This is a genomic window from Actinotignum timonense (assembly GCF_900155575.1).
Taxonomy (GTDB): domain Bacteria; phylum Actinomycetota; class Actinomycetes; order Actinomycetales; family Actinomycetaceae; genus Actinotignum; species Actinotignum timonense.
This window is the reverse complement of record NZ_LT706966.1, coordinates 1,137,256-1,160,351: the sequence shown is the minus strand read 5'-3', so window position 1 is coordinate 1,160,351 and position 23,096 is coordinate 1,137,256. Positions and strand designations below refer to the sequence as shown.

The 23,096-nt window shown below is 61.8% G+C and carries 19 protein-coding genes and 1 tRNA gene; 5 read left to right on the top strand and 15 right to left on the bottom strand.

Translation table 11 applies throughout. The features are described 5' to 3' along the window. Positions 1 to 298: 298 nt before the first annotated feature. Together pth and CZ322_RS04825 are read right to left on the bottom strand one after the other, a co-directional pair. A complete protein-coding gene (gene pth, locus CZ322_RS04830; protein WP_087070446.1) occupies positions 299 to 886 on the bottom strand; it encodes an aminoacyl-tRNA hydrolase in 588 nt (195 codons plus the stop codon). Positions 887 to 1,048: 162 nt separating this feature from the next. Continuing rightward, positions 1,049 to 1,690 carry a 50S ribosomal protein L25/general stress protein Ctc gene (locus tag CZ322_RS04825; protein ID WP_087070445.1) on the bottom strand — a complete coding sequence of 214 codons (642 nt, stop codon included), beginning with the start codon at positions 1,688 to 1,690 and terminating at the stop codon, positions 1,049 to 1,051. A gap of 967 nt (positions 1,691 to 2,657) precedes the next feature. Between CZ322_RS04825 and CZ322_RS04815 the strand changes: the two genes are divergently transcribed. Next, on the top strand, positions 2,658 to 3,422 hold the full coding sequence (locus CZ322_RS04815) for a hypothetical protein (protein ID WP_087070443.1): 765 nt from the start codon (positions 2,658 to 2,660) through the stop codon (positions 3,420 to 3,422). 104 nt (positions 3,423 to 3,526) lie between these two features. Here the strand turns inward: CZ322_RS04815 and CZ322_RS04810 are convergent, their stop codons facing one another. The 4 genes from CZ322_RS04810 to CZ322_RS04795 all read right to left on the bottom strand — a co-directional run bounded on the left by CZ322_RS04810 (position 3,527) and on the right by CZ322_RS04795 (position 6,838). Then, complete coding sequence (locus CZ322_RS04810; RefSeq protein ID WP_087070442.1) at positions 3,527 to 4,291, bottom strand: sulfite exporter TauE/SafE family protein; 765 nt, start codon at positions 4,289 to 4,291, stop codon at positions 3,527 to 3,529. Between the two features lie 202 nt (positions 4,292 to 4,493). After that, a complete protein-coding gene (locus tag CZ322_RS04805; RefSeq protein WP_016443229.1) occupies positions 4,494 to 5,477 on the bottom strand; it encodes a ribose-phosphate diphosphokinase in 984 nt (327 codons plus the stop codon). A 109-nt stretch (positions 5,478 to 5,586) separates the two neighbouring features. Then, positions 5,587 to 6,699 carry an NTP transferase domain-containing protein gene (locus CZ322_RS04800; RefSeq protein ID WP_087070441.1) on the bottom strand — a complete coding sequence of 371 codons (1,113 nt, stop codon included), beginning with the start codon at positions 6,697 to 6,699 and terminating at the stop codon, positions 5,587 to 5,589. 68 nt (positions 6,700 to 6,767) lie between these two features. Beyond that, positions 6,768 to 6,838: transfer RNA gene (locus CZ322_RS04795), tRNA-Gln, on the bottom strand. A gap of 70 nt (positions 6,839 to 6,908) precedes the next feature. On the opposite strand from CZ322_RS04795, the gene CZ322_RS04790 reads away from it, so the two are divergent. The 3 genes from CZ322_RS04790 (at position 6,909) to CZ322_RS04780 (ending at position 10,204) form a co-directional block, all read left to right on the top strand. Then, complete coding sequence (locus CZ322_RS04790; RefSeq protein WP_087070440.1) at positions 6,909 to 7,697, top strand: TetR/AcrR family transcriptional regulator; 789 nt, start codon at positions 6,909 to 6,911, stop codon at positions 7,695 to 7,697. A gap of 270 nt (positions 7,698 to 7,967) precedes the next feature. After that, entirely contained in the window at positions 7,968 to 9,014 is a 1,047-nt protein-coding gene (locus tag CZ322_RS04785) for an ABC transporter ATP-binding protein (RefSeq protein WP_087070439.1), read from the top strand. Then, on the top strand, positions 9,014 to 10,204 hold the full coding sequence (locus CZ322_RS04780; RefSeq protein WP_087070438.1) for an ABC transporter permease: 1,191 nt from the start codon (positions 9,014 to 9,016) through the stop codon (positions 10,202 to 10,204). Before CZ322_RS04785 ends, CZ322_RS04780 begins: the two co-directional genes overlap by 1 nt. A 106-nt stretch (positions 10,205 to 10,310) precedes the next feature. On the opposite strand, the gene CZ322_RS04775 is transcribed toward CZ322_RS04780, so the two are convergent. The 7 genes from CZ322_RS04775 to CZ322_RS04745 all read right to left on the bottom strand — a co-directional run bounded on the left by CZ322_RS04775 (position 10,311) and on the right by CZ322_RS04745 (position 18,903). After that, positions 10,311 to 12,248 carry an ABC-F family ATP-binding cassette domain-containing protein gene (locus CZ322_RS04775; protein ID WP_087070437.1) on the bottom strand — a complete coding sequence of 646 codons (1,938 nt, stop codon included), beginning with the start codon at positions 12,246 to 12,248 and terminating at the stop codon, positions 10,311 to 10,313. 24 nt (positions 12,249 to 12,272) lie between these two features. Continuing rightward, positions 12,273 to 13,328 (bottom strand): ribosomal RNA small subunit methyltransferase A, encoded by a 1,056-nt coding sequence (locus tag CZ322_RS04770; RefSeq protein WP_087070436.1) that lies wholly within the window; start codon positions 13,326 to 13,328, stop codon positions 12,273 to 12,275. A gap of 90 nt (positions 13,329 to 13,418) precedes the next feature. After that, positions 13,419 to 16,118 carry a hypothetical protein gene (locus CZ322_RS04765; protein ID WP_143231854.1) on the bottom strand — a complete coding sequence of 900 codons (2,700 nt, stop codon included), beginning with the start codon at positions 16,116 to 16,118 and terminating at the stop codon, positions 13,419 to 13,421. A gap of 81 nt (positions 16,119 to 16,199) precedes the next feature. Continuing rightward, positions 16,200 to 16,835, bottom strand: a complete 636-nt coding sequence (locus tag CZ322_RS04760) for an ABC transporter ATP-binding protein (protein WP_087070434.1) — start codon at positions 16,833 to 16,835, stop codon at positions 16,200 to 16,202. Between the two features lie 223 nt (positions 16,836 to 17,058). Continuing rightward, positions 17,059 to 17,463 carry a Fic family protein gene (locus tag CZ322_RS04755; RefSeq protein ID WP_087070433.1) on the bottom strand — a complete coding sequence of 135 codons (405 nt, stop codon included), beginning with the start codon at positions 17,461 to 17,463 and terminating at the stop codon, positions 17,059 to 17,061. Beyond that, complete coding sequence (locus CZ322_RS04750) at positions 17,460 to 17,651, bottom strand: hypothetical protein (RefSeq protein ID WP_143231853.1); 192 nt, start codon at positions 17,649 to 17,651, stop codon at positions 17,460 to 17,462. Before CZ322_RS04750 ends, CZ322_RS04755 begins: the two co-directional genes overlap by 4 nt. Before the next feature lie 109 nt (positions 17,652 to 17,760). After that, positions 17,761 to 18,903 (bottom strand): aggregation-promoting factor C-terminal-like domain-containing protein, encoded by a 1,143-nt coding sequence (locus CZ322_RS04745; RefSeq protein WP_087070431.1) that lies wholly within the window; start codon positions 18,901 to 18,903, stop codon positions 17,761 to 17,763. A 329-nt stretch (positions 18,904 to 19,232) separates the two neighbouring features. On the opposite strand from CZ322_RS04745, the gene CZ322_RS04740 reads away from it, so the two are divergent. Then, the gene (locus CZ322_RS04740) at positions 19,233 to 20,087 is read left to right on the top strand and encodes a polyadenylate binding domain-containing protein (protein ID WP_087070430.1); all 855 of its coding nucleotides are present in this window, start codon (positions 19,233 to 19,235) and stop codon (positions 20,085 to 20,087) included. A 17-nt stretch (positions 20,088 to 20,104) separates the two neighbouring features. Here the strand turns inward: CZ322_RS04740 and CZ322_RS04735 are convergent, their stop codons facing one another. Next, positions 20,105 to 21,079: a TatD family hydrolase gene (locus CZ322_RS04735; protein ID WP_087071164.1), complete on the bottom strand. Its 975-nt coding sequence runs from the start codon at positions 21,077 to 21,079 to the stop codon at positions 20,105 to 20,107. A 74-nt stretch (positions 21,080 to 21,153) separates the two neighbouring features. Beyond that, the gene (gene metG, locus CZ322_RS04730; RefSeq protein WP_087070429.1) at positions 21,154 to 22,965 is read right to left on the bottom strand and encodes a methionine--tRNA ligase; all 1,812 of its coding nucleotides are present in this window, start codon (positions 22,963 to 22,965) and stop codon (positions 21,154 to 21,156) included. Positions 22,966 to 23,096 lie beyond the last annotated feature (131 nt).

Below are 23,096 nucleotides of genomic sequence, written 5' to 3'. Positions count from 1 at the left end.
TCGCGCGCGCGAGGTACGCCAGGGCCGGCGGCACCACCCCGCGCGGCATCGGAATATCCAGGCGGGTGGCGGTCGAGGCGGCGGCGCCACTCAGGGCGGGATCGGCGCCGATGAGCGGCAGCAAGGATTCTAATTGCACGGGACGCTCGTTTCCTTCCTCGTCCTTCTGGGGTTTCGGTTCTCGCTCGGCGCCGCGCGGGCGCGGTGCCGGCGATTTAGCGCGCAGCGCGGGCGGTTCGGTGCCGTATTCGCGCGGATCCGCGCCGTATGCCGCGGCGCCGCCGCTCCACGCCGCAGGTTAATGCTTCGTATGCAAACGCATCGTGGCGCTTTCCAGCCCGTTGCGCAGCACATCCTCCACGGCATCCGCGGCCTGCGCGATAAGCACATCAAGCTCCTTGCGCTCCGTCGAGCTAAAGGGCCGCAGCACAAAATCGGAAGGGTCCTGGCGCCCGGGCGGCCGGCCGATACCGAAACGCAGCCGAATATAATCCTTCGAGCCCGTGGACTGCGAAATCGACTTGAGCCCGTTATGCCCGCCTTCGCCCCCGCCGCGCTTGAGGCGCAGAGTCCCGAAGGGGAGATCAAGCTCATCGTGAACCACAATAAGATTCTCCACCGGGCAGTCGTAATAGCGCAGCAGCGCGCTGACCGGCCCGCCCGACGTATTCATATAGCACTGGCACGTGGCAAGAATGACCTGCTCACCGGCCTGCCCGGGCGCCACCCCGACCCGCGCCGAAAGCTGGTTCGTCTGGGTGGCGCCGTGCGAGCGCAACTGCCCCCCGCAACGCGCGGCGAGCTCCGCCACCACCATATGCCCACAATTGTGGCGAGTTCCGGCATAGGTAGCACCGGGATTGCCTAATCCAACAACAGCGTACATGCGTTCCTCCTGTGCATATTCAACCGTACCCGCTTGCCCGGGATTGTTCCGCCTCTGCGTACTTCATATTTTTTACGACGACGCCGACACGGCACGCGGCCGCGGACATTGCGTCCGCGGCCGCGTAAGAGTCACTCGTGGCGAGTGAGGTGCATCGCCGAATTACTCGCCGGCACCTTCGGAAGCTGCCGCTTCTTCGGCTGCTTCTTCTGCCTGAGCTTCGGCCATGGCGGCGTCGGCTTCTTCCAGAGCCTTATCAACCTGGGGCTCCATGACCAGGGACACGATTTCTTCGCCATCGACCAGGGCTTCCACATCCTCGGGAAGCTTGAGGTCGGCCACGGTCACGCGGGCGCCATCTTCGAGACCTTCCACATTGACCTCGATGGATTCCGGAATATCGATCGCCGGGGCGGAGACCAGGATATTGAGGAGTTCCAGGGTGTTGATAAGGCCGGGAGCCGGTTCGCCCACAACGACCACCGGAATTTCAACCTCGACCTTTTCGTCGCGCTTGACGCGCAGGAAGTCCACATGCTCGATGGAGCGGGAGAGCGGGTTACGCTGAATGTCCTTGACCAGCGCGAGGGTCAGTTCACCGTCGATGGTGAGGCTGACCAGGGCATTCGGATTGCCCTTGACCGCGAGGAACAGATCGTGAGCATCCAGGTGCACGTGCACCGGCTCGATTCCGTGCCCGTAAAGCACGGCGGGAACGCGCCCATCGCGGCGCAGGCGGCGGGCCGCGCCCTTGCCAAATTCATCACGGGTTTCGGCAGTCAGCTTCGCAGCATCAATAGCCATGATTCTCCTTCGTCAGATTAGCGGTCACCCACATGGCGGGCTGACCTCGATATTGTCGATATGAACACCCGCGCCGCGCACGCCGCGCCGGGTGGTGGCCTCGTTAAAGCAGGCCACCCGAAGGAGCGCCTGCCGCGTCGATAACGGAAGAGTCCGCGAGCGCGAATCCCGATTCCCAGCTCCCCTGCCCCGCAGGCTTACCAGAATCGCCATCCCGTAGACCGGGCGATTCCCCAATTCAACGACCGGGTGATTCCGCGCTTCGAGCTCCCTCCCTCGCCGAAGCAACGCCGTCAATTTTAGGGCGACGGCGGCAAAAAACAAAGTTTTTTGCCGCTCCTCACACACCCGCGCCCTTCCTGCCCCACCAACGCCTCACATTCCGAGGCACTCCACGGCCCGAACCCGGAACACCCCCGCTGCCACACCACCAACTCCGCCAGAATCCGCCTAGCCAGCTGGCGCCGTCGTCGTACCACCCCCTCCCCCACACGCAAAACGTGCATTTTGAACCTTAAGGCCCACAGAATGTACATCCTGGACATTAAAACGCCGAAAAACTGTCACCCACGTACATTTTGTTTTGGCGCACCTGCGGAGGCACGCTAGCGGCACCTTCCAGCGATTCCCAGTCAACTTTCACTTGTGGATAACCGCTTGTTCCTGTGGATAGAGGCTTGCCCAAATGGCCGCGAGGCTCGATACTCGCCCCATGAGCAAACGACTACGAGATCTTCCACCACATCCTCCCATCTTTAGCCTCCCGCAGCTCGATAAGCTTGGGCTACCTCGGTCCTTCACCCGACATCGGTGTTTTGAGCGGCTAGCACCCGGAATTTATCGGGATTCCAAACGTGACATAACGGAAGTCGACGTGCTTATTGCTCTCCTTCATAAATTTCCTACAAGCGTGGTAACAGGGATCTCCGCAATGCGCCTTTGGGGATTGCCACTGCCACCTCGTCTAGTGACATGGGACAGCTCTAAACCCGTAGCCCTCTCATCCCCTTCAAAAAACTACCCACATGCACACCCCCTCATCCGCTGGGATCGCACGCAACTGCTGGACAGCGACATCGAAACGATCCGCACGCCCGGCGGGGATCTGCGCATCGCCTCCCGCCCCCGCGCTGTGCTGGCGAGCGTGCCGGACCTATCGTTTTACCAGCTCATCGCGGCAATTGACGCGCTCCTGCGCATTCCTCGCCGGCGCTTCGAGGGGAGGTCGGCGCCCTACGCCACCCGCGAGGGACTGGAGGCTTTCCTGGCCGAACACCCAAGCTGGAATTTTGTGGCGCACTTCCGCTCGGCGCTGGCCTGGGCGAGGATGGGCGCGGATTCGCCGATGGAAACCCTGCTGCGGCTCCTTATCGCCATGGCGGGATTCCCGGAACCGCGCCTCAACCAGCGGCTTCTCGCCCCGGACGGCTGCCCGCTCGGCCAACCGGATATGCTTTTCGAGGAGCAGCGCATCATTGTGGAGTACGACGGCGCACCTCACCGAGACGCCTCCCAGCAGGTCAAGGATCGCCAGCGGCGCGAGCTCCGCACCAGCTACGGCTGGATCGAACTGCAGGTTTTCCACCCGGATCTCCACCTCCCTCGGCGGCTCGTCCGCATGATGTTCAACCCGGGCAGACCCGCGCTTCCGCGTATTTCGAGCCGCGAAGTTCCCGCAACCGCTCGCCTGGCCGAGGCATTCCGCCAGCGCGGGTGGCGGGTGAAGAACTGAGCGGCGGCGAGTGAGGAACTGAGAAACTGGCGGATGAGGAACTAAGGGCAGCCGCACGCATGCTCGCGAGGCTTGCTCGATGCCGTCTGCATCAACGCGCCGCCCTACCCCAACGCCCGCAGCAACAACCAAACGGCGAGCGCTGTCCCGAAGATGCCGACCAGCCAGCGCACCACACCACCGGGGAGGAAGCGCTGGAGGTGCGGGCCGACCATCCCGCCCAGCAGCCCGCCGAGCATCATGGTCAGCGCCGCCGCGTAATCCACTTCCCCGGACCAGATGAAGAACAGCAGCGCGGTGAGATTGGCGCAGCCGAGCACCGGGGATTTGAGCAGCAGTGCCTCGTGGGTGGTCATCGGGGTGAGGATCGCGGCGATGCCAAGATACACAACCGCCGAGGCCGCCCCGAAATAACCTCCGTACACCCCCAGCACGCCCACCAACACCAGGAAGGTAGGAACCGGGACATTCGCGTGGATGCCACGGCGTTCCAGGTAGGGGCCGACCAGCGTCGAAAGGGTGGCGATGAGAACCAGCCAGGGCACCACAAACTCGAACACTTTCGGGTCGAAAGCCAGCAGCAGCACCGCGCCGATAGCTCCTCCCACCGCGCTGATAAACATTTGCGGCCACAATGGATAGGCCTGCACCGCCCGCATGGAGCGCCAGCCGGTCAGCACCGAACCCAGGCTGCTCCCGAAATTATTGATCGCATTCGTCACATTGGCGGTAATCGGCGGGAAGCCGAGGGCCAGGAGAGCCGGGTAGGTGACCAGCGAAGCCACCCCGGTCAGGTACCCCACAATGCCGCCCACCAACCCGGTAGCGAAGACAAGTACGGACAGCGCCCAGCTCGATGTGACCACCACGTGCGTTATCTCCTTCCCAGCCGCAAATAGTACCGGCCCCCGACCGCGCAAAATACCGGCTCCCGAGCCGAAACCATTACCGGCTCCCGAGCCGCGACCATTACCGGCTCCCCGACCGCAAAAAGCACCCGGCTACCACCACAACAAGAAAGGCGCCGGTGCGCTCATCGCACCAGCGCCTCCTCGTGAGGCTACCTCACCTTTAGTACGCGCCGTCAAATAGCGAGGTCACCGAGCCATCCTCGAAGACTTCATCGATGGCGCGCGCCAGGGTGGGGGCAATGGAAAGCACCGTCAAGCCCTTGAAACGCTTCTCATCGGGAATCGGCACGGTGTCAGTCACCACGAGTTCGCGAATCGGCGCATTGGAGAGCCGCTCGACCGCTTCCCCAGACAGCAGCGCGTGGGTAGCCGCCACGATAACGTCCTTCGCACCGGCATCCTTGACTACCCGAATCGCGCCGACCAGCGTGCCGGCGGTATCGATCATGTCATCAACAATAATGGCGGTCTTACCGGCCACATCACCGACCACTCGGTTAGCCTTCGCGGTATTAGCCTTCTCAATATTGCGGGTCTTGTGCACGAAAGCCAGCGGAATTCCGCCCAGGCGCGAGGACCACTGCTCGGCCACCTTAATACGGCCGGCATCGGGTGAGACCATCACGGCGTCGTCGCCGGTAATAATGGAGCGGACGTATTCCACCAGCGTAGGCATCGCCCACAGGTGGTCCACCGGCCCGTCGAAGAAACCCTGGCTCTGCGCGGCGTGCAGATCCACGCTCATAATGCGGTTCGCGCCGGCCGTCTTGAGCAGATCGGCCACCAGCCGCGCCGAAATCGGTTCGCGGCCCTTGTGCTTCTTGTCCTGGCGGGCGTAGGGGTAGTACGGCGCCACCACGGTGATGCGCTTGGCGGAGGCGCGCTTGGCGGCATCCACCATGAGGAGCGTCTCCATCAGCCATTTATTAATGGGGCTGCTGAAAGCCTGCATAATAAAAACATCCGCCCCGCGGATCGACTCCTCATAGCGGATGTAAATTTCTGAATTTGCGAAATCGTAGATGGTGGTGGGCAGCATGCTGATATGCAGGCAGCGCGCAACCTCCTCCGCCAACTCCGGATAGGCGCGGCCCGTGGCTAGGACCAGCCGCTTATCGTTCGATACCCGCATTCCCGTGCTCATTGTGCTCCCCCGATGTGTTTCGCCTGCTTGGGTTTTTCGACGTTGTCAGCTTATGTGATCGCGGCGCTACCCGCTACCCGGTAAACGGTGCTTACCGCCGGAACAGTGTTTACCCGCCGCAGCGGTGCTGGGCGGCTTCCCCGAGCGCAATCGCGTGCCGGGCGCATTTACCGGCCGGAATGAGGCAATCGCGCAGGTGCACATGCCGCGCCCGCGCGCCTTCCTCCACGATGACATTGCTCAGTTCCCCGGGTCCCACGTGCCCGAACCGCGCTACCCGCGTGGTTCCGCGCAAAATTGTATTAGGTTCGACGACGCAATCCGGCTCCAGCTCCACCTGGACATCAATCCACGCCGTGGCCGGATCAATAATGCTCACCCCGCTGCGCATCCACTTCTCCCCGATGCGCCGATTCATTTCGCGGCGCAGCGCCGCCAGCTGGACCAGGTCATTCGCACCCTCCACAGCCAGGTAATCACTGCTTACATAGGAACCGACCCCGGCGCCGAGCTGGTACGCCCGCGCCACCACATCGGTCAGGTACATTTCCCCCTGTGCGTTATCGGTGCCCAGGGTCGCCAGCGCCTCGCGCAAAAACGCGGCATCGAAAATATAGGTGGAGGTATTGATTTCGTTGATGGCACGCTGCTGCGCACTTGCGTCTTTATCTTCTACGACGGCGCAGATGGTACCCTGGCTATCACGCACAATTCGCCCGTAGCCAGCCGGATCAGGCACCCGGGCACTCAGCACGGTGACAGCGGGGTTGGCGGGGGCAGCCGGAGCGGTAGCGGCGTCGTCGTTCATGTAAACAGTGTTCCCGCACGGACTGCTGCCGTGAACACTGTTCCCGTGGGCGCGCGCGAGCTCCCCGAGAATCTCCCTACCCAAAAGCGGGGTGTCCCCGGCCATCACAAGAACCGGGCCACTCACCCCCGCACCCAGGGCTTCCATCCCGCACCACACCGCGCGGCCGGTGCCCTTGATGTCATCTTGGTCGGCGATCATGACCGAATCGTCCAGCTCAAGCGCGTGGGCAGCCACTCGATCCCGTTCGTGGCGCACCACCACAACAATATGGCGGGGATTGAGGCTGCGCGCGGCGGTGATGGCGTGCCCGAGCAGCGTGCGGCCGCACACCTCATGCAAAAGTTTCGGGGTGGCTGATTTCATGCGAGTTCCCTGGCCAGCAGCCAGGATGACGACAGCGGAGAGATCCATGCCTTCCCTTTTCTGGCGGCAATGCGCCCTATATTTCGCCACGGGCGCTGACGCTGCGCCCGAAAACGTTCCGCCACTAGGATTCGAACCTAGAATAACGGTTCCAAAGACCGCTGTGTTGCCGTTACACCATGGCGGAAAACTGCCGACGCGCAGGCCGGCACCGATATAGTCTAACCGACCGAAGCGCTCCTGGCATAATACTAAGTATGAAACAGACCTCGCCTGAGGGCACGAACGGCATTGATGCCGCCCGCGCCGCCGATAATACGCTCGCTCACACCGATCAGAACATCGAACAGAACACCGCTGCCACCACCGCGGATGCCTCCACTCCGACCACGACACAGCCCCCCGCACCTGCCCCCGCCCCGGAAAAGAAGCGGGTGCGCATGTCGCGAGCGGACCGGCGTAAACAATTGGTGGGCGTGGCCCGCGAACTTTTCGCGGCCCAGGGTTTCGACGGGGTCTCCATCGAAGAAATCGCCGCGGCCGCCCAGGTCTCCAAGCCGGTCGTGTACGAACATTTCGGCTCCAAAGAAGGCATTTACAACGTGGTAGTGGATCGCGAGCTCGTCACGCTCACGGAATTACTTTCCGCGCGCATGAACATTGGCCTGCCCGAGCGCGAGGTGCTCGAGTCCATCGTCGTCGCCGTGCTGGATTATATTGAGCATAACGACGACGGTTTTCGCCTTCTCGTGCAGCGTTCGCCGGCCACACTGGGCGGCGATTCTTTCTCCACCGTCATCGCTGATGTGGCTGATTACGCCTCGGATTTGCTGGCTCCCATGCTCGGCCGCAATGGTATTTCTCCGCAATACGCCCGCATTTACGGGCAGACGCTAGCCGGGGCGCTCGGCCAGGTGGGCCAGTGGTGGGTGGATGTGCGCCAACCAGATAAAGAAACGGTGGCCGAGCACGTGGTCAATTTTATGTGGAACGGTTTGCGCGGGCTGGAATCGCAGCCGCGTCTCCTCACCCGCGGCGGGCACTGAGCGGGAGCTGAGCGTGCGTGGAAACGCGCTAAGCCGGCACTAAGCGGGCACTGAGCCGGCGCGTGGAAAGGCGCTAACCGTTCGGGCGTGCGGAAATTCAGTTCTAGGTTTCACCGGGACTCTGACATAGGATAGACGGCGACACGCAATAGAACGATGGCGCTCTGGGTGACGTCACCGGTCTTGCGCGCGGCGGTTGCCCGTGTCTGGGCGGGTGGCGCGCTACCCTAGAATATTCATCAATCGCACGATAGCAAGGACGTACCCTTTATGCTCTCCGTTGAGAACATCTCCAAGAGTTTCGGGTCGCGCAAAGTGTTGCAGGATCTTAGCTTCGCGGTTCGCCCCGGTGAAATCTTCGGTTTCGTCGGCTCGAACGGGGCCGGGAAAACCACTGCGATGCGCATTATGCTCGGCCTCCTGAGTAAGGATTCCGGGCAGGTGACCTGGAATGACCAGCCCATTGATTTCGCGGCACGCCAGCGCATCGGCTATATGCCAGAAGAACGCGGCCTCTACCCGAAGATGCAGGTCGATAAGCAGCTGATGTATTTTGCGCGCCTGCACGGGATGAGCCCGGATGCGGCGCAGGCCGCCATGGAACGCTGGACGGATCGCCTCGGGGTGGGCTCGCGCCGGGAGGATGCCGTCCAGAAGCTTTCCCTCGGTAACCAGCAGCGCGTGCAGCTGGCCGCCGCTCTCATTCACGATCCCGAACTCCTCATCCTTGACGAACCTTTCTCCGGTTTGGACCCGGTGGCGGTGCGCACCATGAGCGATACGCTGCGCCAGAAGGCCGATGAGGGCGTTCCGGTTATTTTCTCCTCCCACCAGCTTGACCTGGTCGAACGCCTCTGCGATAGCGTGGGAATCCTCGCGGGTGGAAATATCGTGGCCCGCGGCACCGTAGATGAGCTGCGTAATTCCGGTAACCCGCCCTACGCACTGGCGGTGCGCGCGGAGGAAACCGCGCTGCGCACGGCCCTCAGCCAAGCCGGATTCACCGTCCACCCCGATCCACTAGCCGGCACCTCGGAAGCGCCGCTGAGCGTGGGAATTGCGCGGGCGCTCGTGGAGACCGCGCCCGCCAACCCCGCCCAAAGCGCAGACCCCACCCCCACCGCAGACCCCACCGCCGCGCTTCTCGCGGCGGCTCAGCAGGCCGGCACCGTGGTGGAATTCGCCCAGCGCCGCCCCCACCTCACGGAATTGTTCCGCGATGTTGTTCAGGTGCCCTCCGCAAACGAAGATGATGCGGCCACCCCCAAGAAAAAGCGCGGCCTGCTCGGCTCGCTGTTCGGAAAGAAGGCTAAGTAATGGTACGCATTGTTTTCGCACGCGAGTTCAAGAACGTTTTCGCTTCCCGCGCCACCATGATTTCCCTCGCGGTTATGTGGGTGATCGCTATTGTGGCCGGCTTCGCGGGCCGCGTCTTCCTGGGCGGGGACGATGAAGCTAACGGCGCCGCCCCGGCCCCGCAAGCCCAGGGTATTTACCTGGAGGCCAGCGCCGCGCAGCTCCAGCCCTACCTGGAGAGTGCCGGTTTCGCCGCGCTCCCCACTTCCAATATCGCCGCCGAGCTGGCCACCGAAGAACCGGAAGCGGAGATCGGCATTTCCGGCACGGCCCTCGATCCGCAGATCGTGGCCACTTCCCCGGATCCGAAGGAGCTGCCCGCTCTCAAGAAGGTCCTCAGCACCTATGTGCTGGAGGAATCCGGGGTGGATGCCACGGTCCTCGCCCACCTGGATACTATTAATAATCTCCGGGTTCAGACGGTGAATTACACTCCCTCCGGTTTCGAAGCGAATCCCATTGGTTTCCTTATCGGTTCGGTGAGTGCCATGCTGATTTTCTTCATGGTGATGGGCGGCATCGGCGCGGTAGGCGCCGGCGTCGTCGAAGAAAAATCCTCCCGCGTGGTGGAAATTATTTTGACCACGGTCCGCCCGCGCACGCTCCTGCTCGGCAAAGTACTGGGCCTGGGTGCCGGCTGGGTGGTGATCCTCTTCGGTTATATCGGCGCGATTATTACGGGCGTGGCCATTTCCGGGCTGGTTCCCGACCTCAGTTTCCTCCAGGAATTCGGGCTGGCCGGGATGGTGGCGCGCACGGTCGTATGGATGGTGCTCGGCTACTTCACCGCCACCGCGCTGGTGGGTGGGCTGGCGGCCACGGTCTCCCGCCAGGAAGACCTGGCCGGCATCAACACCCCGGTCATGTTCCTCCAGTTCATCCCGTTCTACACCGCGCTCTACCTCATTCCGGCGCTGCCCGAGGCCGCGGTCACGAAGATTCTCTCCGTGCTGCCCTTCTTCGGCCCGTTCATGATGCCCATGCGCGCGGCCATCGGCGAGGTCCCGCTCGTGGAAGAACTGGCGGCGGTCGGCATCAACGCCCTCGGGGTCTTCCTGCTGGCGGTCCTGGCCGGCAAGATTTACGAACGCTCGATTTTGCGGATGGGTGAGCGCGTCAAGCTCACGCAGATTTTCCGTAAGGCCGCCTAAATTCTGATGTAGTACGACGACGCACGCGGGGCCCGGGTTTCTCCCGGGCCCCGCGTGTGTGTCCGCCTGGCGGAATGGCCATTCTGGCTGGGTGAGTGCGCCGGCCTTAGCCCTCGGCTACTTCAGCTGCCTCTAGCCACTGTTCTTCCAGCTCGTCAAGCTGGCCAGTTGCTTCACTCAGCTCTTTGCCAATCCGCGCGAGTTCCTCATAGTCCCCGCTGACCGCGCAGGCGGTGCTGCGCTCCTCCAGCTTGGTGATCTGTTCGCGCAGCCGGTTCATGCGTTTCTCAATGCGTTGCACTTCTTTGCGGGCTTCGCGCTGGAGGGCACTCGCACTTTTCTCAGCCCGCTCACCCGATGCGCCAGACATGGCTGCCGCAGCCCCGGAGTTGCCCGAGCCGCCTGCACCGCCGGTGCCAGCACGAGCCCCAGCTCCAGTCCCAGCACGAGCTCCAGCACCTCCGCGCGCTCCAGCCGCGCCCTTGGCGCCTTCGCGCTCGTCCCGCTCCTCTTCACGCAGCCGCAAATATTGATCCACGCCGCCCGGTAGATCCCGTACGTGGCCATCGAGCACCGCGATCTGGCGGTCGGTCATGCGTTCGAGCAGGTAGCGGTCGTGGGAGACCACAATGAGAGTGCCGGGCCACCCGTCCAGCACATCTTCCATCGCGGCGAGGGTATCGGTATCCAGGTCATTCGTCGGCTCGTCCAGGAGCAGCACATTAGGTTCGGCCATGAGCAGGCGCATGAATTGCAAGCGGCGCCGCTCCCCGCCCGAAAGTTCACTGACTCGCGTCCAGGCACGTTCGCGGGTGAATCCCATCCGCTCGGTCACCTGGCTCGCGGTGAGTTCTTTCTTCCCCACCTGCACGCGAGCTGCGACGTCGTTCACGGCCTCCACCACCCGTAAATCCGCAACCTCATCGAGTTCGCGAGTGTGCTGGGAAAGCTCCGCGAGTTTCACGGTGGCGCCGCGTTTGACGTGCCCGGTTGTGGGCTGGAGCCGCCCGGCGATGAGCGCGAGCAGCGAGGATTTCCCGGCGCCGTTCGCGCCCAGGATCCCCACGCGTTCGCCCGGGGCAATCCGCCAGGTCACCCCGCGTAAAATTTCCGGGCCGCCGCCGTAGCGCAGGCTGACGTCCTCAAGATTGACTACTTCTTTACCTAAGCGAGCGGCGGCCATGCGCGTCATTTCCACGGTATCGCGCGGGGCCGGGACATCCGCAATAAGATTTTCTGCCGCTTCGATACGGAAACGCGGCTTGGAGGTGCGGGCCGGGGCACCGCGCCGCAGCCACGCCAGCTCCTTCCGCAATAAGTTATTGCGTTTTTCTTCGGCGAGCGCGGCCTGGCGTTCCCGCTCGGCGCGCTGGAAAATATAATCCGAATACCCGCCCTCGTAGGTTTCCACCCGGCCGGGAATCTGCCCGCGCGGGCCCTCCACCCCGGGCACCACTTCCCACAGGCGAGTTGCCACCGCATCCAGGAACCAGCGGTCGTGGGTGACGGCCACCAGCGCCCCGCGCGGGCGCGGCCCGCCGAAACGCTCCTTAATATAATGCGCCAGGAAAGTAATACCCTCCACGTCTAAATGGTTGGTCGGCTCGTCGAGAATAATAATATTCGCGTCCCGCGTGAGGGTATGGGCCAGGGCCACCCGCCGGCGCTGCCCGCCGGATAGCTCACGCACCCGCGCCTCAAGGGGAATATCGGGCAGCAGCCCGGCATGCAGGTCCCGCACCCGTGCGTCGCTGGCCCATTCGTGGCGAGCGGTTCCGGCGTGAATCGCCTCGAGCACCGTGGTATCGGGCAGCTCATCGGCCTGGGTGAGCGTGGCAAATTTTGCGGTATTGGTGGGAATCACCTCACCGCTGGTGGGCGCGAGCGCCCCGGTGATGAGGCGCAGCAGCGTGGTTTTCCCTCCCCCGTTCGGGCCGACGACGCCTATGCGGCTACCGTCCTCTAGACTCAGGGAAACGTTGCTGAGAATATCGCGGCTTCCCAGACTGACGCCCACGTCATGTACCGAAAGTAAATGTGCCATAGCTGGTGGTCCTTGGAATGGGTTTTAGTTGGGGAGTTCGCGGGCCTGCGCGATCCGCACATAATCGTCAATGGTGAGGGTTTCCCCGCGGGCCTGGGGTGATACCCCGGCCCGCTGGAGGATCGTTTCGGCGGCGACCGGGCTGCCGGCCCAGGAACCCAGGGCACTGCGCAGAGTTTTACGCCGCTGAGCGAAAGCGGCGTCGACCACCGCGAAAACGCGTTCGCGCAGGTCATCGGTACCGGGCGCGGGCCGCAAGCGCAGGTGGACGAGGGCGGAATCCACATTCGGCTCCGGGTAGAAAACGTGGCGGGAGATTTTCGCGCCGCGGGTGGCACTGCCGTACCAGGCGGCTTTCACGGAGGGCACGCCGTAGGTGCGCGAACCGGGGGCGGCGGCCAGGCGGTCGGCGACTTCGAGCTGCACCATCACGGTGATGGTTTCCAGGCTGGGCAGGGCTTCCATGAGGGTGAGGAGCACCGGCACCGCCACGTTATAGGGAAGGTTGGCCACCAGGGCGGTGGGCGCGAAGCTCTGCGTGCTGCCGAGATCGCCGGTGCTCGCAGTTACGGTGGAGGTGGCCGCGACCTCGGTGTGGCCGGTACGGAGCGCGGGCGGGCAAGCGAGCTGTTCGGGCCCGGTGATACTCAGGGCATCCGCGTGCAGCAGCGCGAAATTCTCCGGAGTGCTGTGGCGGCGTGCCACGGTATCAGGGAGCGCGGCAGCCAGGGCGGCGTCGATCTCCACCGCGGATACGTAGGCACCGCTTTCCAGGAGCGCCAGGGTGAGGGAGCCCAGGCCCGGGCCGATTTCGAGGACCTTATCCCCCGGGCCCACCCCGGCTTCCCGCACGATTTTGCGCACGGTGCCGCCGTCATGCACGAAGTTTTGCCCCAGGGTTTTGGTGGGGCGGATATTCAGGGCCGTGCACAGCGCGCGCACGTCCACCGGGGTGAGGAGGGCAGTTCCAGCCGGGGTATCACCGGCCGGTTCACTACCGAGCGGTGTGCTGCCGGGCTGCGTGTTCCCGGGCGAGCTGTTACCGGGCGAATCCTGTTGAGCAATATGATTGGCGACCACAGATGCAGTGTACCCGGATGACTAGCGCTCTCGAAGCACGGCCCGGAGGGAGGCGCGATTCCCAAAGTTACGAAAGTCCCTTCCCGCCTCTCAACGCTGCAAACGTAGACTCGCGCGAAAACGGCGCGGGAGAGTAGATGGGTTCACACCGAGACCGTTGATGAGAACCAGGACGACAGCCGCTGAAGAAAAAACAACCCAATACAGGCCGCGGTCCATTCCGGCTCCGATCAATGTCACGGAGACGATCCAACCAACTAAGGCACAGCACATAGCGACGATGAATGAGACACCTACCTGCGCGGTACGGATCTTCCTTGTACTCCAGCCCAAGTTCCAGTACATAAAATCTTTGAGGTCCCGCACAGCGGTTTGTTTCCTGCGCGCCAGGAGAAGCAATACGCTCACTGCCAGGCCCGCCGCTGCCGCCAGGACTACAAGCACAGGTAGTAATACTTCAACAAGGGCTTCACCAATATCTAGTCCGCGGGCGCCTTTCCGGAACCACACGATCATTGTTACTACTTCACCAAGTAGCGCGCAGAACACTCCGATAAACAGTCCCTCAGCAACGGTTAACCAGCCTAGAAGAGAGATTCGCGGAAGATTCGAGCCGCTCCTTCGACTGGCGTAACGAAGCGGAAGGATAAGAAGGAGCGCATAGATAACAGCCCCGCAAACAAGCGGAATGCCTGCTAGTAATCGAGGTTGTTCCGCCACTGAAAACAATGCCGTCGTTACAAGGGCACATGCGAGAAGAATCAGCCCCCAAGCTTCTTCCCGAAGAACGGTTGCAAGACATGAGGATGAGGACCATCCTTGATTTTTGAGAACATTGAATCTTGTTCGTCTCGCGGCAAATTCCACCGCTCCCACCACCGCAATCACGCCGATGATGAGGATACCGCCAGCCTGCGCAATTGAGTGCACCAGAGTGGTGAGGAGGCTCGCCATGAAATCCGCCGCGCCTAGCACAACATAGCGATGATCGACCCAGCCAAGCGCTTCCACTTCTTGACGACCGGTCTCGCTATCGGTTTGGCCCGCAGTTTGCGGTATCCAAATCTTCGCAGTTCCGAGTGATGAGCCTGCCACTACCCTGGCATCTACACCTAAGGACCGGATACGATCAGCCACTTTCCCGATAGCTACTAGCGCATCCTCCCGAGTTAGGCCCTCAAGATTCGCGACTCGTACTCTAATAGCGTTGATCGGGAGTTCCTCCGAAAGAGGCTCAGCGCTTCCGTAAGAAACCACTGCCGATGGTGGATTCAGCGCAACACCGAGTCCTGAGCGGAGGTGGTCAATCCGTTCGCTTCCCTGCATCAGGCGATTTGAAGAATAAAGTCCGAGCGCCCCGAGGGGATCCGTGCCAGGTACGTCATCCGTTTTTATTTGCTGCGGAGTAAACTCGCCAACTTCAAAGGGTGCGCCACCGTCACGAACAACCGAGCCAAGAGAGTTATCTAAGGGAGCGGTCGCACGATACGTAATCTCTGCGCCACGCTCCTGCGGAGTTACTTGCGTGGCTAGAGAGTCAGACTCGTTATAAGAAATATAGAGGGGAGCAATGCCTACGGGATTCGCCACAAAGCTAGCCCGATATTCCTCGTCAGCCTGAACGCGCGGCGGAGCTTCATCTTCCACCACCGTTTCACCCGCGGGAACCGGAGTAAGTTTCGGAGCGAAAACATTATCGGCAGTAACGTAAGCGCCATTGGTATAGGTCTCAGTTATTCTCCCGTAGGTTTCCCCTCCTTGTTCTGGAAGAGGCAGCAAAAACGCACGCGAGCCAAAGGGGCCATTGTCATGCGCCAGATCAATGCGTTGCTCGACTGCATCCACCGTTTTTCCATGCTCGTCGACGCTCTCTATGGCAACAGAAATAGAGATATTCGGTGAGAAATCCTGGTTGGCAACGTATCCAAATATCTGAGAATTCATCCCATATGCCCGCCATGGCACCGGGCGACCACGTTCTGCCATTCCTGGCATTGCAGCGAGCGGCGCAATCGCCTCGCTTCCTTCTCCCGATCTTGCGTCCTGTGCCAGAGCAAGGTCTTGCTGAGTAACGACAACACCGTTCGGAAGAGCCGCGAGATCATCTGCACTAAGAGGATCCCCAAGGCCCAATTTACGTTCAACTACCTTGTCGAATTCAATGAGAGGATTGAGCCATTCTCCTGCCGACCCTAAAAGTTCACGTTCCGATACGGGATCTACTACTGCGACGCTGGTTGCCACATCTGGCAGCGCGAAAGCCGTGAGAAGAAGTGAGTTTTCATCCGGGATGGTGACACTTGGATAGTGATACCGGTAGAGCTCTGGCCGCATGCCTATATGTGACTGGATTCCGGTGGGTTCACCGCCGGTGGGTGTGGGCCGAGCAATTATTCCTGTGGCGTCGAGGTCATATTGCGCGGTCCCTTTATCCAGAACCTTAGTTTCTGCCTCAAGCACTTGCCATGTGACGCGATAACTCTTCACAGGCGACTTTTGGAAATCTATTCCATCTGAGGCAATTTGCGGAAGTACCCAAAATCCTTTGTAACTGCCGAGGAAACCGACCGGTGCCGCCACTGACACAGCGTCAATTTTTCTCACTTCTTCTAGTATTCGCGATTCCAGCTCCGGCAAGGTCTGCGCTGCATAGTTTTGTTCCAGCAGCGTCATTCCTGCTTTATCACGTGAGGAATAGAGGGCTTCGCCTGCCTTGTTATCGGTGACCAGAATGTCGTAACGTCCGCGCCATTCGTCATCCATTTTGGCACCGGCAAGGGAGTATGCCATGTGCGAGGCAAAGACCCACGCGAAGCAAAACAGCGCTATGAGCACGTAAACAGAACTGCGCTTCCAACTGGGCCGGAACATTTACAGGGTCACTTTCATGTTGGCAATGGCCCCAATCACGTCATCGTGAGTGGCGACAAGAATACCGGCTCCCCGCCGTGCCTCCAACTGTAAAATCTCGGCAACCACGTGCGCGTTTCCAAGGTCGAGCGACGAGGTGGGTTCATCCAAGATCAGTAGATCAGGTTGCTTTGCAAGCGCCCGTGCCAGCGCTACCCGCTGAGCTTCACCACCCGAAATCTTCGCTCCCCGACTATCCGAAATATCTGCAACGCCAAGCTTTTCCAGCCAAGAGTGTGCAGTGGTCTTATCAACGCCCCCGCACATAACGTTCTTGAGGACAGTGAGGTCGCCTAGTAAAAGCGCTTTCTGGTCCACGTACCCAATATTTGCGCGCCGGATATGTTGCGCTTCGCTTTCACGCAAAGAGCTGAGATCCCTATCGCACCAGGAGACTCTTCCCGAACTGGGAGGCAGCTTTCCATATGCCACATCGAGGACGGTGCTTTTCCCCGAGCCCGAACGACCAACTACCGCTGTAATGCTCCCGGGCTCCACCGAGAAAGTAAGATCATCAAAAATAACCTTATTCGGTTTTCCGGCTACCGAATACTCTAAGCTCACAGCTTCAAAACCTATGAGGGTCTTACAATCCATTTTTAACCGCCTCCCTTCGCGCTTCTACTTACGGAGCATGTGATCTTATACGGACCCGGATGCCCGGCTCTGTTACGCCCACACAACCAAGAAGAGATACACCAGAATAAGGACCACGGCCGCCACCGCCGCGATCAGCAAGGCGAGTGCGCGGCGCAGCTGCCGGCCAGTACCATGCTTCTCACCACATTCATGGTGTAACTGTATACCCCAATAGTCACGTTTATTCAGCTTCGAGCGCTGGATGCACATTATTGACGAACTCCGGCCGCGAATTCTCTTTGAGTAGCTCCGTTATCTGTGCCAGATCCCGTAATTGCCCTCCGGCGACAGCGAAACACATGTCAGCTAGCGCGTCGTCGTTCATCATTAATTCGAAGCCGAACTCGTTGAGGAGCGCTTCACATAGCAGCGCCCCGAGCCGCTTATTTCCGTCAAAAAGCGGATGCTGGGTCTCTACTTCCAGCAGGATTTTCGCGGCTTTTTCGTGCGGACTCGGGTACAGTTCCACCCCGTACATTTTCCCGAAAGCACCCTGGAAGCAGGAGCGCAGCCCGGCCCGGGAGCGCACATAAAATCCACGCCGCGCCAACCAGCGTTCCACCGCGAATTCGTTGAGCCGCCTCAATTTCCCAAACGCTCCATCGCGGTAGCGCGCTTGGAATACAGTGCATCAAGCTGGTCAGCGACCTCAAGCTCGCTGCGAAGAGCGGCCAGGCTTTCGCGTACAACCTGTTCTTCGCTCATGCCGTAGCGAGCCGCGATATCCGCAATATCGCGCGCTAGTTTGTCACTAATCGTTATCGTGGCGCCCATAATCATGAGCGTATAAGCGACCCGGCACCAGCGCAATACCGCTCTTGAGTAGCGGCGGTTGCGTACCGGTTGCGTAGCAGCTGAGAGCCGCGGGCTTAAAGCTGCAGGCTTAGTACCACCCGCGGGAATTGGAATGCCCGAGCGCGGCGCAGGGGCTGCCGTAGCGGCCTTCGATGTAGCCCAGACCCCAGCGGATCTGGGTGGCGGGATTGGTCTGCCAATCGGCACCGGCGGACGCCATCTTCGAGCCGGGCAGCGCCTGCGGAATACCGTAGGCCCCCGAGGAGCTGTTTTCCGCCAGGTGATTCCAATTCGATTCCCGATTCCACAGCGTGACCAGGCAGGAGAACTGGTCCTGACCCCAGCCGTAAGCGGAGAGCATACCCGAGGCGATTTCCTGGGCGGTGCCGGCCGGAACCACGCTGGCGCTCCCGAGCGCCGCACTGCCAGCGTCACCGCTCGCGCCCGCCACCGCGGCGGCGCTTTCCGAAGTCCCTACCTTGACCACTTCATCCACGCGGGCCTGCTTGACCGCGGAGAAAGTCAGGGTACGAGCAACTTCCTTGCCGTTTTCCACCCGGATTTCATAGGTATTGGCAGAAATGCCATCCTTGCCTTCCGTTTCCACCTTGGTGGTGCCTTTGGCAAGCGCGGCGTCGTCGACCTTGGTGGAACCGTGCGCGTCCACCACCTCTTCGGTGACCACGCGCTTTTCCACCCGGGTGATGGTGACCTTCGCGCCGGGGGTGACCGCTTCGGCGAGGCTCTGCGAAACAACGTCGTCCCCGGAAACCGTGATCCCGGCTTCCCGCAGGGCTTCCCCGAGGGTGCCCGCCGTGGTGGTGAGGGTGCGTTCTTCGCCTTCAAAATTAACGGTGAAAGAGTATTCGGAAACCGTGGCGCCGGCAGCGCGCGCCACCGGGAAACCATCCGCGTACGCATTGGCGGGCATGGACATATGCGACATCAAGCCGATACCGCTGCCGGCCAGCAGCACGGCCCCGAGCGCGGCAACCCCGCGCCGGCTGAGCGGGAAAGCACTGAGCTGGGCGTTCGCAGCGGTATCCTCCACCGCGGCGGGTGCCTGGAATGCGGTACCGGTGGCCTGCGGCCGAGTAGCCAGCGCGGCCTGCACCGCCTCGCTCACCGCGCCGCGTTCCATCATGAGAGCCCGCGACCGCGGACCCGGGGTACAAACCTCAGCCCGAACGAATTGCTCGAGTCCCATTCCCTGTGCGCTGTGACGCCCCACTAAACTTCCTCCGTTGCTTGCGCGAGTACCCTCCGGCCCCGCTTTTATAACGAAACTATATCGAGTGTAATCATTTCGTAACATTTGGACAATGATCCGGAGAGGAAGGCTCGCTTTTCTTGAGATTTTCAAGAACGCTCACGCGGTGGTCGCGTGATCTTTCCGTGGATTCTTGCGGTTTTTGCGCATGTGGTACGACGACGCCGCCCGCTGGCGCATCGTAATCTGAGCGTTATTTCACATTGCCGGAGAGGGCTGGGAAGGCCCTGGCGGGGAGACAAAGCTAACGCGCCCCCAGCGCGGGCGTTACATCGATTACATTTAAGGCTATGAGCACTCAATATCCCGGATACGCACAGCAGCCTGTCCCTCCGAGCTACCCCGTTCCCTCCGCATCGAAGCGTGGCACCGGCGCGCTGCGCGGCCTGGCGGCTCTCACCACCACACTGTGCATCGCTCTTATTATCTTGTGCTTCACGCCGGTCCTGGCCCTGGGCGAAGATAATGCCTCGATCTTCGGGCTGGCGCATCCGGGTGGCGTGTGGCTGCCCGTGATCCTATACGGTGTTGGATTGGTCCTCGCGTTGCTGGCGGGAGTGCTCGGTTTGTTCATCACCGGCCGGGCAGCCCAGGCTTTTTCGTGGCTGGCGCCGCTGGGCGGAGCGATCACCCTGGGTGGGCTCGCGGCGCTCTCCTTGGATAGTTCGGTGAGTGCGCTCCGCGAATTCGGGGCGCAGTACACCGTGCTTTTCTGGGTGACCGGCGCGCTGGCCTTGGTTCTGGCACTGGTGGGGATCACTCAGGGGGTGGCTGCGGGAACGGCCGCGAAGAAATCCGCGCGCCCCGCGTACCCGGGCTATCCCGGCTATCCCGCAGCGCAGCCCTACGGGCAGGGCTACCCGGCGCAAGGGTACCCGAACCAGGGCGCGCCGATGCAGGGGTACCCGCAGGGCTACGGCCAGGGCTACCCGGGTCAAGCTCAGTATCAGGGCCAGCAGCCCTATGCCCAGCAGTACCGCCAGCCCTACGGCCAGAATTACGGCCAGCAGGCTTATGCACAGCAGGGATACCCGCAAGGTAGCGGCCAGCCGCAAGCCCAAGCTCAGCAGACGGCTTCAAGCCAGTCGGCTCCCCAATCCGGGCCGTCCGCCCAGAGTCCCGAGTCGGAAAGCCCGCAGAACTAAACGAGCCGCAAAGCTACCTAGGCCGCGCCCAGTTCCCCGTACACCGCCCGGGTGTTCTCCAGGAGCTGGGCGCACCAGTCTGCTTCGCTCACGCCGCGCAGCTCGGCCCCAAAACGTACCGTCCATGCCATCACGTAGGGTGCGTTGGGGTGGCCGCGCCAGGGCACCGGCGTGAGGTAGGGGGCGTCGGTTTCCGCGAGGAGCAGCGCCGGATCAAAAGCTTGGAAGGCCGCGCGGAGCTGATCATTGGCCGGGTAGGTCATTTGCCCGCCAAAACTTCCGTACCAGCCTTCCTGGGTGCACAGCTCGGCAAGCGCGGCGTCGCCGGAAAAAGCGTGGAAAACTACGCGACTCGGGGCGCCGTCACGGCGCAGCACCTCCACGCAATCGGCGTGGGCTTCGCGGTCGTGAATCTGAACGGGAAGGTCGAGCTCACGCGCGAGGGCGAGGTGGGCGCGGAACGCCTCAATTTGGGCGGCGCGGCCCTCCTCGGAAGTGCGGAAATAGTCGAGCCCCGTTTCCCCAATAGCAACGACGGCGCTGGAGCGGGCTGCCTCCGCCACCCGGCCAATGGCATCCTCCAGGCTGAGGGTGTGGTGGGCGGCAAGCTCCTGGACTAATCCATCCGGACCGGTCGCGGTGATCCCGCGGTGCCGGGCGGCCTCATTGGGGTGAATCGCGAGCGCGGCGGAAAAATGCGCGCGATCCGCTTCTGCCACCGCGACGGTGGGCAGCAGATCCGGGACCTCGCAGGCGCAGGTAATGGCGTGGCAGACCCCGGCGGCGTCCATGGCGGCGGCTTCCTCGCTCGGCAGCATCCGCCCGCGCGGCGGGGTGAGCGCCTCCCCCGCCGGCACCCAAATATGGGTGTGGTTATCGATAACCGGGCCGACAAGCCGGGCCGGAGCATCGGGCAGGTACCAGCGGCGGGCCCGCTTTTTCTCCTTCGCGGAGAGGGCAGCGAATTCTTCCGGCGCTAATTCGTTGCGCACGGCACCGTTCGGAACCGCTCCATTCGGTGCCGGGTCACGCGCGGCTCCGTCCCGTACCGATTCATTGCGCACGCTTAGTCCTCACCGATGCCGAGGCGCTCCAGTTCCTCATCAACCACGCTGGTATCCAGCTTGGTGAAAACCGGGGACGGCTTCGAAATCGGGGTGCCAACCTGCACTTCCACCCGCTCCCACGGATGCGGATCAGAATAATCCCCGGTAATAATCGGGTAGGGCTTACCGGAATCCAGGTCGGTGACTTCTTCCAGGCGCGGCATCGGGGCAATATCACCGGCCCCGCCCAGCACCCGGTCCACCGTATTCGAGGAATGCGGGAGGAATACGCTCATCATGGTATTGAGATCAGAAACCACCTGGATGAGGGTGTGCAGCACCGTGCCCAGGCGTTCACGCTGGGAAGGATCCTTCATCTTGAAGGGCTCGGTGGCGGAAACGTAGCCGTTGGCTTCCCTCACCAGCCGCATAATTTCGGTGAGCGCGGCGCGCTGGCGGTGCGCGGCAATGGCGTCACCCACGGTGGTGAATCCGGTTTCCACCGCGTCCAGGAGCTCCCGGTCCACATCCTCAAGCGGCCCGGCCGCCGGGATTTCCCCGAAGTTCTTCGCAATCATGGCCGCGGTACGATTGACGAGGTTCCCCCAGCCGGCCACCAGCTCGGAATTATTACGCCGCACAAATTCTGCCCAGGTGAAATCAGCGTCGGAAGTTTCCGGGCCGGCAATGGAAATAAAGTAGCGCAGTGCATCGGGCTGGTAGCGCGAGAGTACATCGCGCACATAAATCACCACGCCCCTGGACGAGGAGACCTTCTGACCTTCCATGGTGAGGAATTCCGAAGCCACCACCTGGGTGGGCAGGTTGAGCGTGCCCAAATCCCCGGGCTGGCCGCCCCGGCTCCCCTCCCCGTTATAGGCGAGGAGTTCGGCCGGCCAGATCTGGGAATGGAAAACAATATTGTCCTTCCCCATGAAGTAGTAGGAGCGGGCATCCGCGTCATTCCACCAGGCCCGCCAATCATCCCGGCTTCCCACTCCGCGCGCTTCACGCCGGCGTGCCCATTCAATAGAGGCGGATAGGTAGCCGATAACGGCGTCGAACCATACGTAGAGGCGCTTGGAGGGTTGGTCTTCCCACCCGGGTACCGGAATGCCCCAGGTAATATCCCGGCTCATAGCGCGTGGGCGTACATCTTCCAGGAGGTGCTTGGAAAATGAGATAACGTTCGGGCGCCACTTCCCAGATTCTTCCACCTCATCAAGCCACTGCCCCAGGCGCTCCGCCAACGCCGGCAAATCCAAGAAATAATGCTCGGTTTCGCGGAATTGCGGGGTTTTCCCGGAGACCTTGGAGACCGGGTCGATAAGATCCTGCGGATCGAGTTGGTTACCGCAACTATCGCACTGATCCCCGCGGGCCGAGGTGTTACCGCACAGCGGGCAGGTGCCTTCAATATAGCGATCCGGGAGGGTGTTCCCGGTTTCCGGATCGAAGGCAACCGGGGCGGAGTGCACCACCATGTAACCGTTATCCCGGCACACCTCAAACATCTGCTGCACAACCCGCTCGTGATTAACCGTGGTGGTGCGGGTGAACAGATCGTAGGAAAGCCCGAGCGCCACGAGGTCCTCCACAATAATGCGATTATTACGGTCCGCGAGTTCTTCCGGGGTAATTCCCTCCGCGTCGGCCGAAACCAAAATAGGGGTCCCGTGTTCATCGGTACCCGAGACCATGAGGACATCCTCCCCCACCATGCGCATATAGCGCGAGAACACATCCGAGGGAACACCGAATCCAGCAACGTGACCAATATGGCGCGGGCCGTTGGCATACGGCCAGGCAACAGCGGAGAGAATATGAGTCATGGCCACCATTCTACTAGCGTGCCGGCGCGCGCGCCCGCTAGCGCGCCCGCATCCCCGCGCCTAAACTATAAGGGCGCGGCGCCACCATTGCGTTAAACCAGCCGGCCGCCGCGCACCGCGTGATGACCCGC

Excerpts from the sequence above, each read along its gene's own strand:
- CZ322_RS04780 (WP_087070438.1), top strand. The coding sequence starts at position 9,014 with ATGGTACGCATTGTTTTCGCACGCGAGTTCAAGAACGTTTTCGCTTCC.
- CZ322_RS04765 (WP_143231854.1), bottom strand. The coding sequence starts at position 16,118 with ATGGCATACTCCCTTGCCGGTGCCAAAATGGATGACGAATGGCGCGGA.
- CZ322_RS04760 (WP_087070434.1), bottom strand. The coding sequence starts at position 16,835 with ATGGATTGTAAGACCCTCATAGGTTTTGAAGCTGTGAGCTTAGAGTAT.
- CZ322_RS04825 (WP_087070445.1), bottom strand. The coding sequence starts at position 1,690 with ATGGCTATTGATGCTGCGAAGCTGACTGCCGAAACCCGTGATGAATTT.
- CZ322_RS04740 (WP_087070430.1), top strand. The coding sequence starts at position 19,233 with ATGAGCACTCAATATCCCGGATACGCACAGCAGCCTGTCCCTCCGAGC.
- pth (WP_087070446.1), bottom strand. The coding sequence starts at position 886 with ATGTACGCTGTTGTTGGATTAGGCAATCCCGGTGCTACCTATGCCGGA.
- CZ322_RS04785 (WP_087070439.1), top strand. The coding sequence starts at position 7,968 with ATGCTCTCCGTTGAGAACATCTCCAAGAGTTTCGGGTCGCGCAAAGTG.
- CZ322_RS04800 (WP_087070441.1), bottom strand. The coding sequence starts at position 6,699 with ATGGATCTCTCCGCTGTCGTCATCCTGGCTGCTGGCCAGGGAACTCGC.
- metG (WP_087070429.1), bottom strand. The coding sequence starts at position 22,965 with ATGACTCATATTCTCTCCGCTGTTGCCTGGCCGTATGCCAACGGCCCG.
- CZ322_RS04775 (WP_087070437.1), bottom strand. The coding sequence starts at position 12,248 with ATGGCACATTTACTTTCGGTACATGACGTGGGCGTCAGTCTGGGAAGC.
- CZ322_RS04805 (WP_016443229.1), bottom strand. The coding sequence starts at position 5,477 with ATGAGCACGGGAATGCGGGTATCGAACGATAAGCGGCTGGTCCTAGCC.
- CZ322_RS04790 (WP_087070440.1), top strand. The coding sequence starts at position 6,909 with ATGAAACAGACCTCGCCTGAGGGCACGAACGGCATTGATGCCGCCCGC.
- CZ322_RS04750 (WP_143231853.1), bottom strand. The coding sequence starts at position 17,651 with ATGGGCGCCACGATAACGATTAGTGACAAACTAGCGCGCGATATTGCG.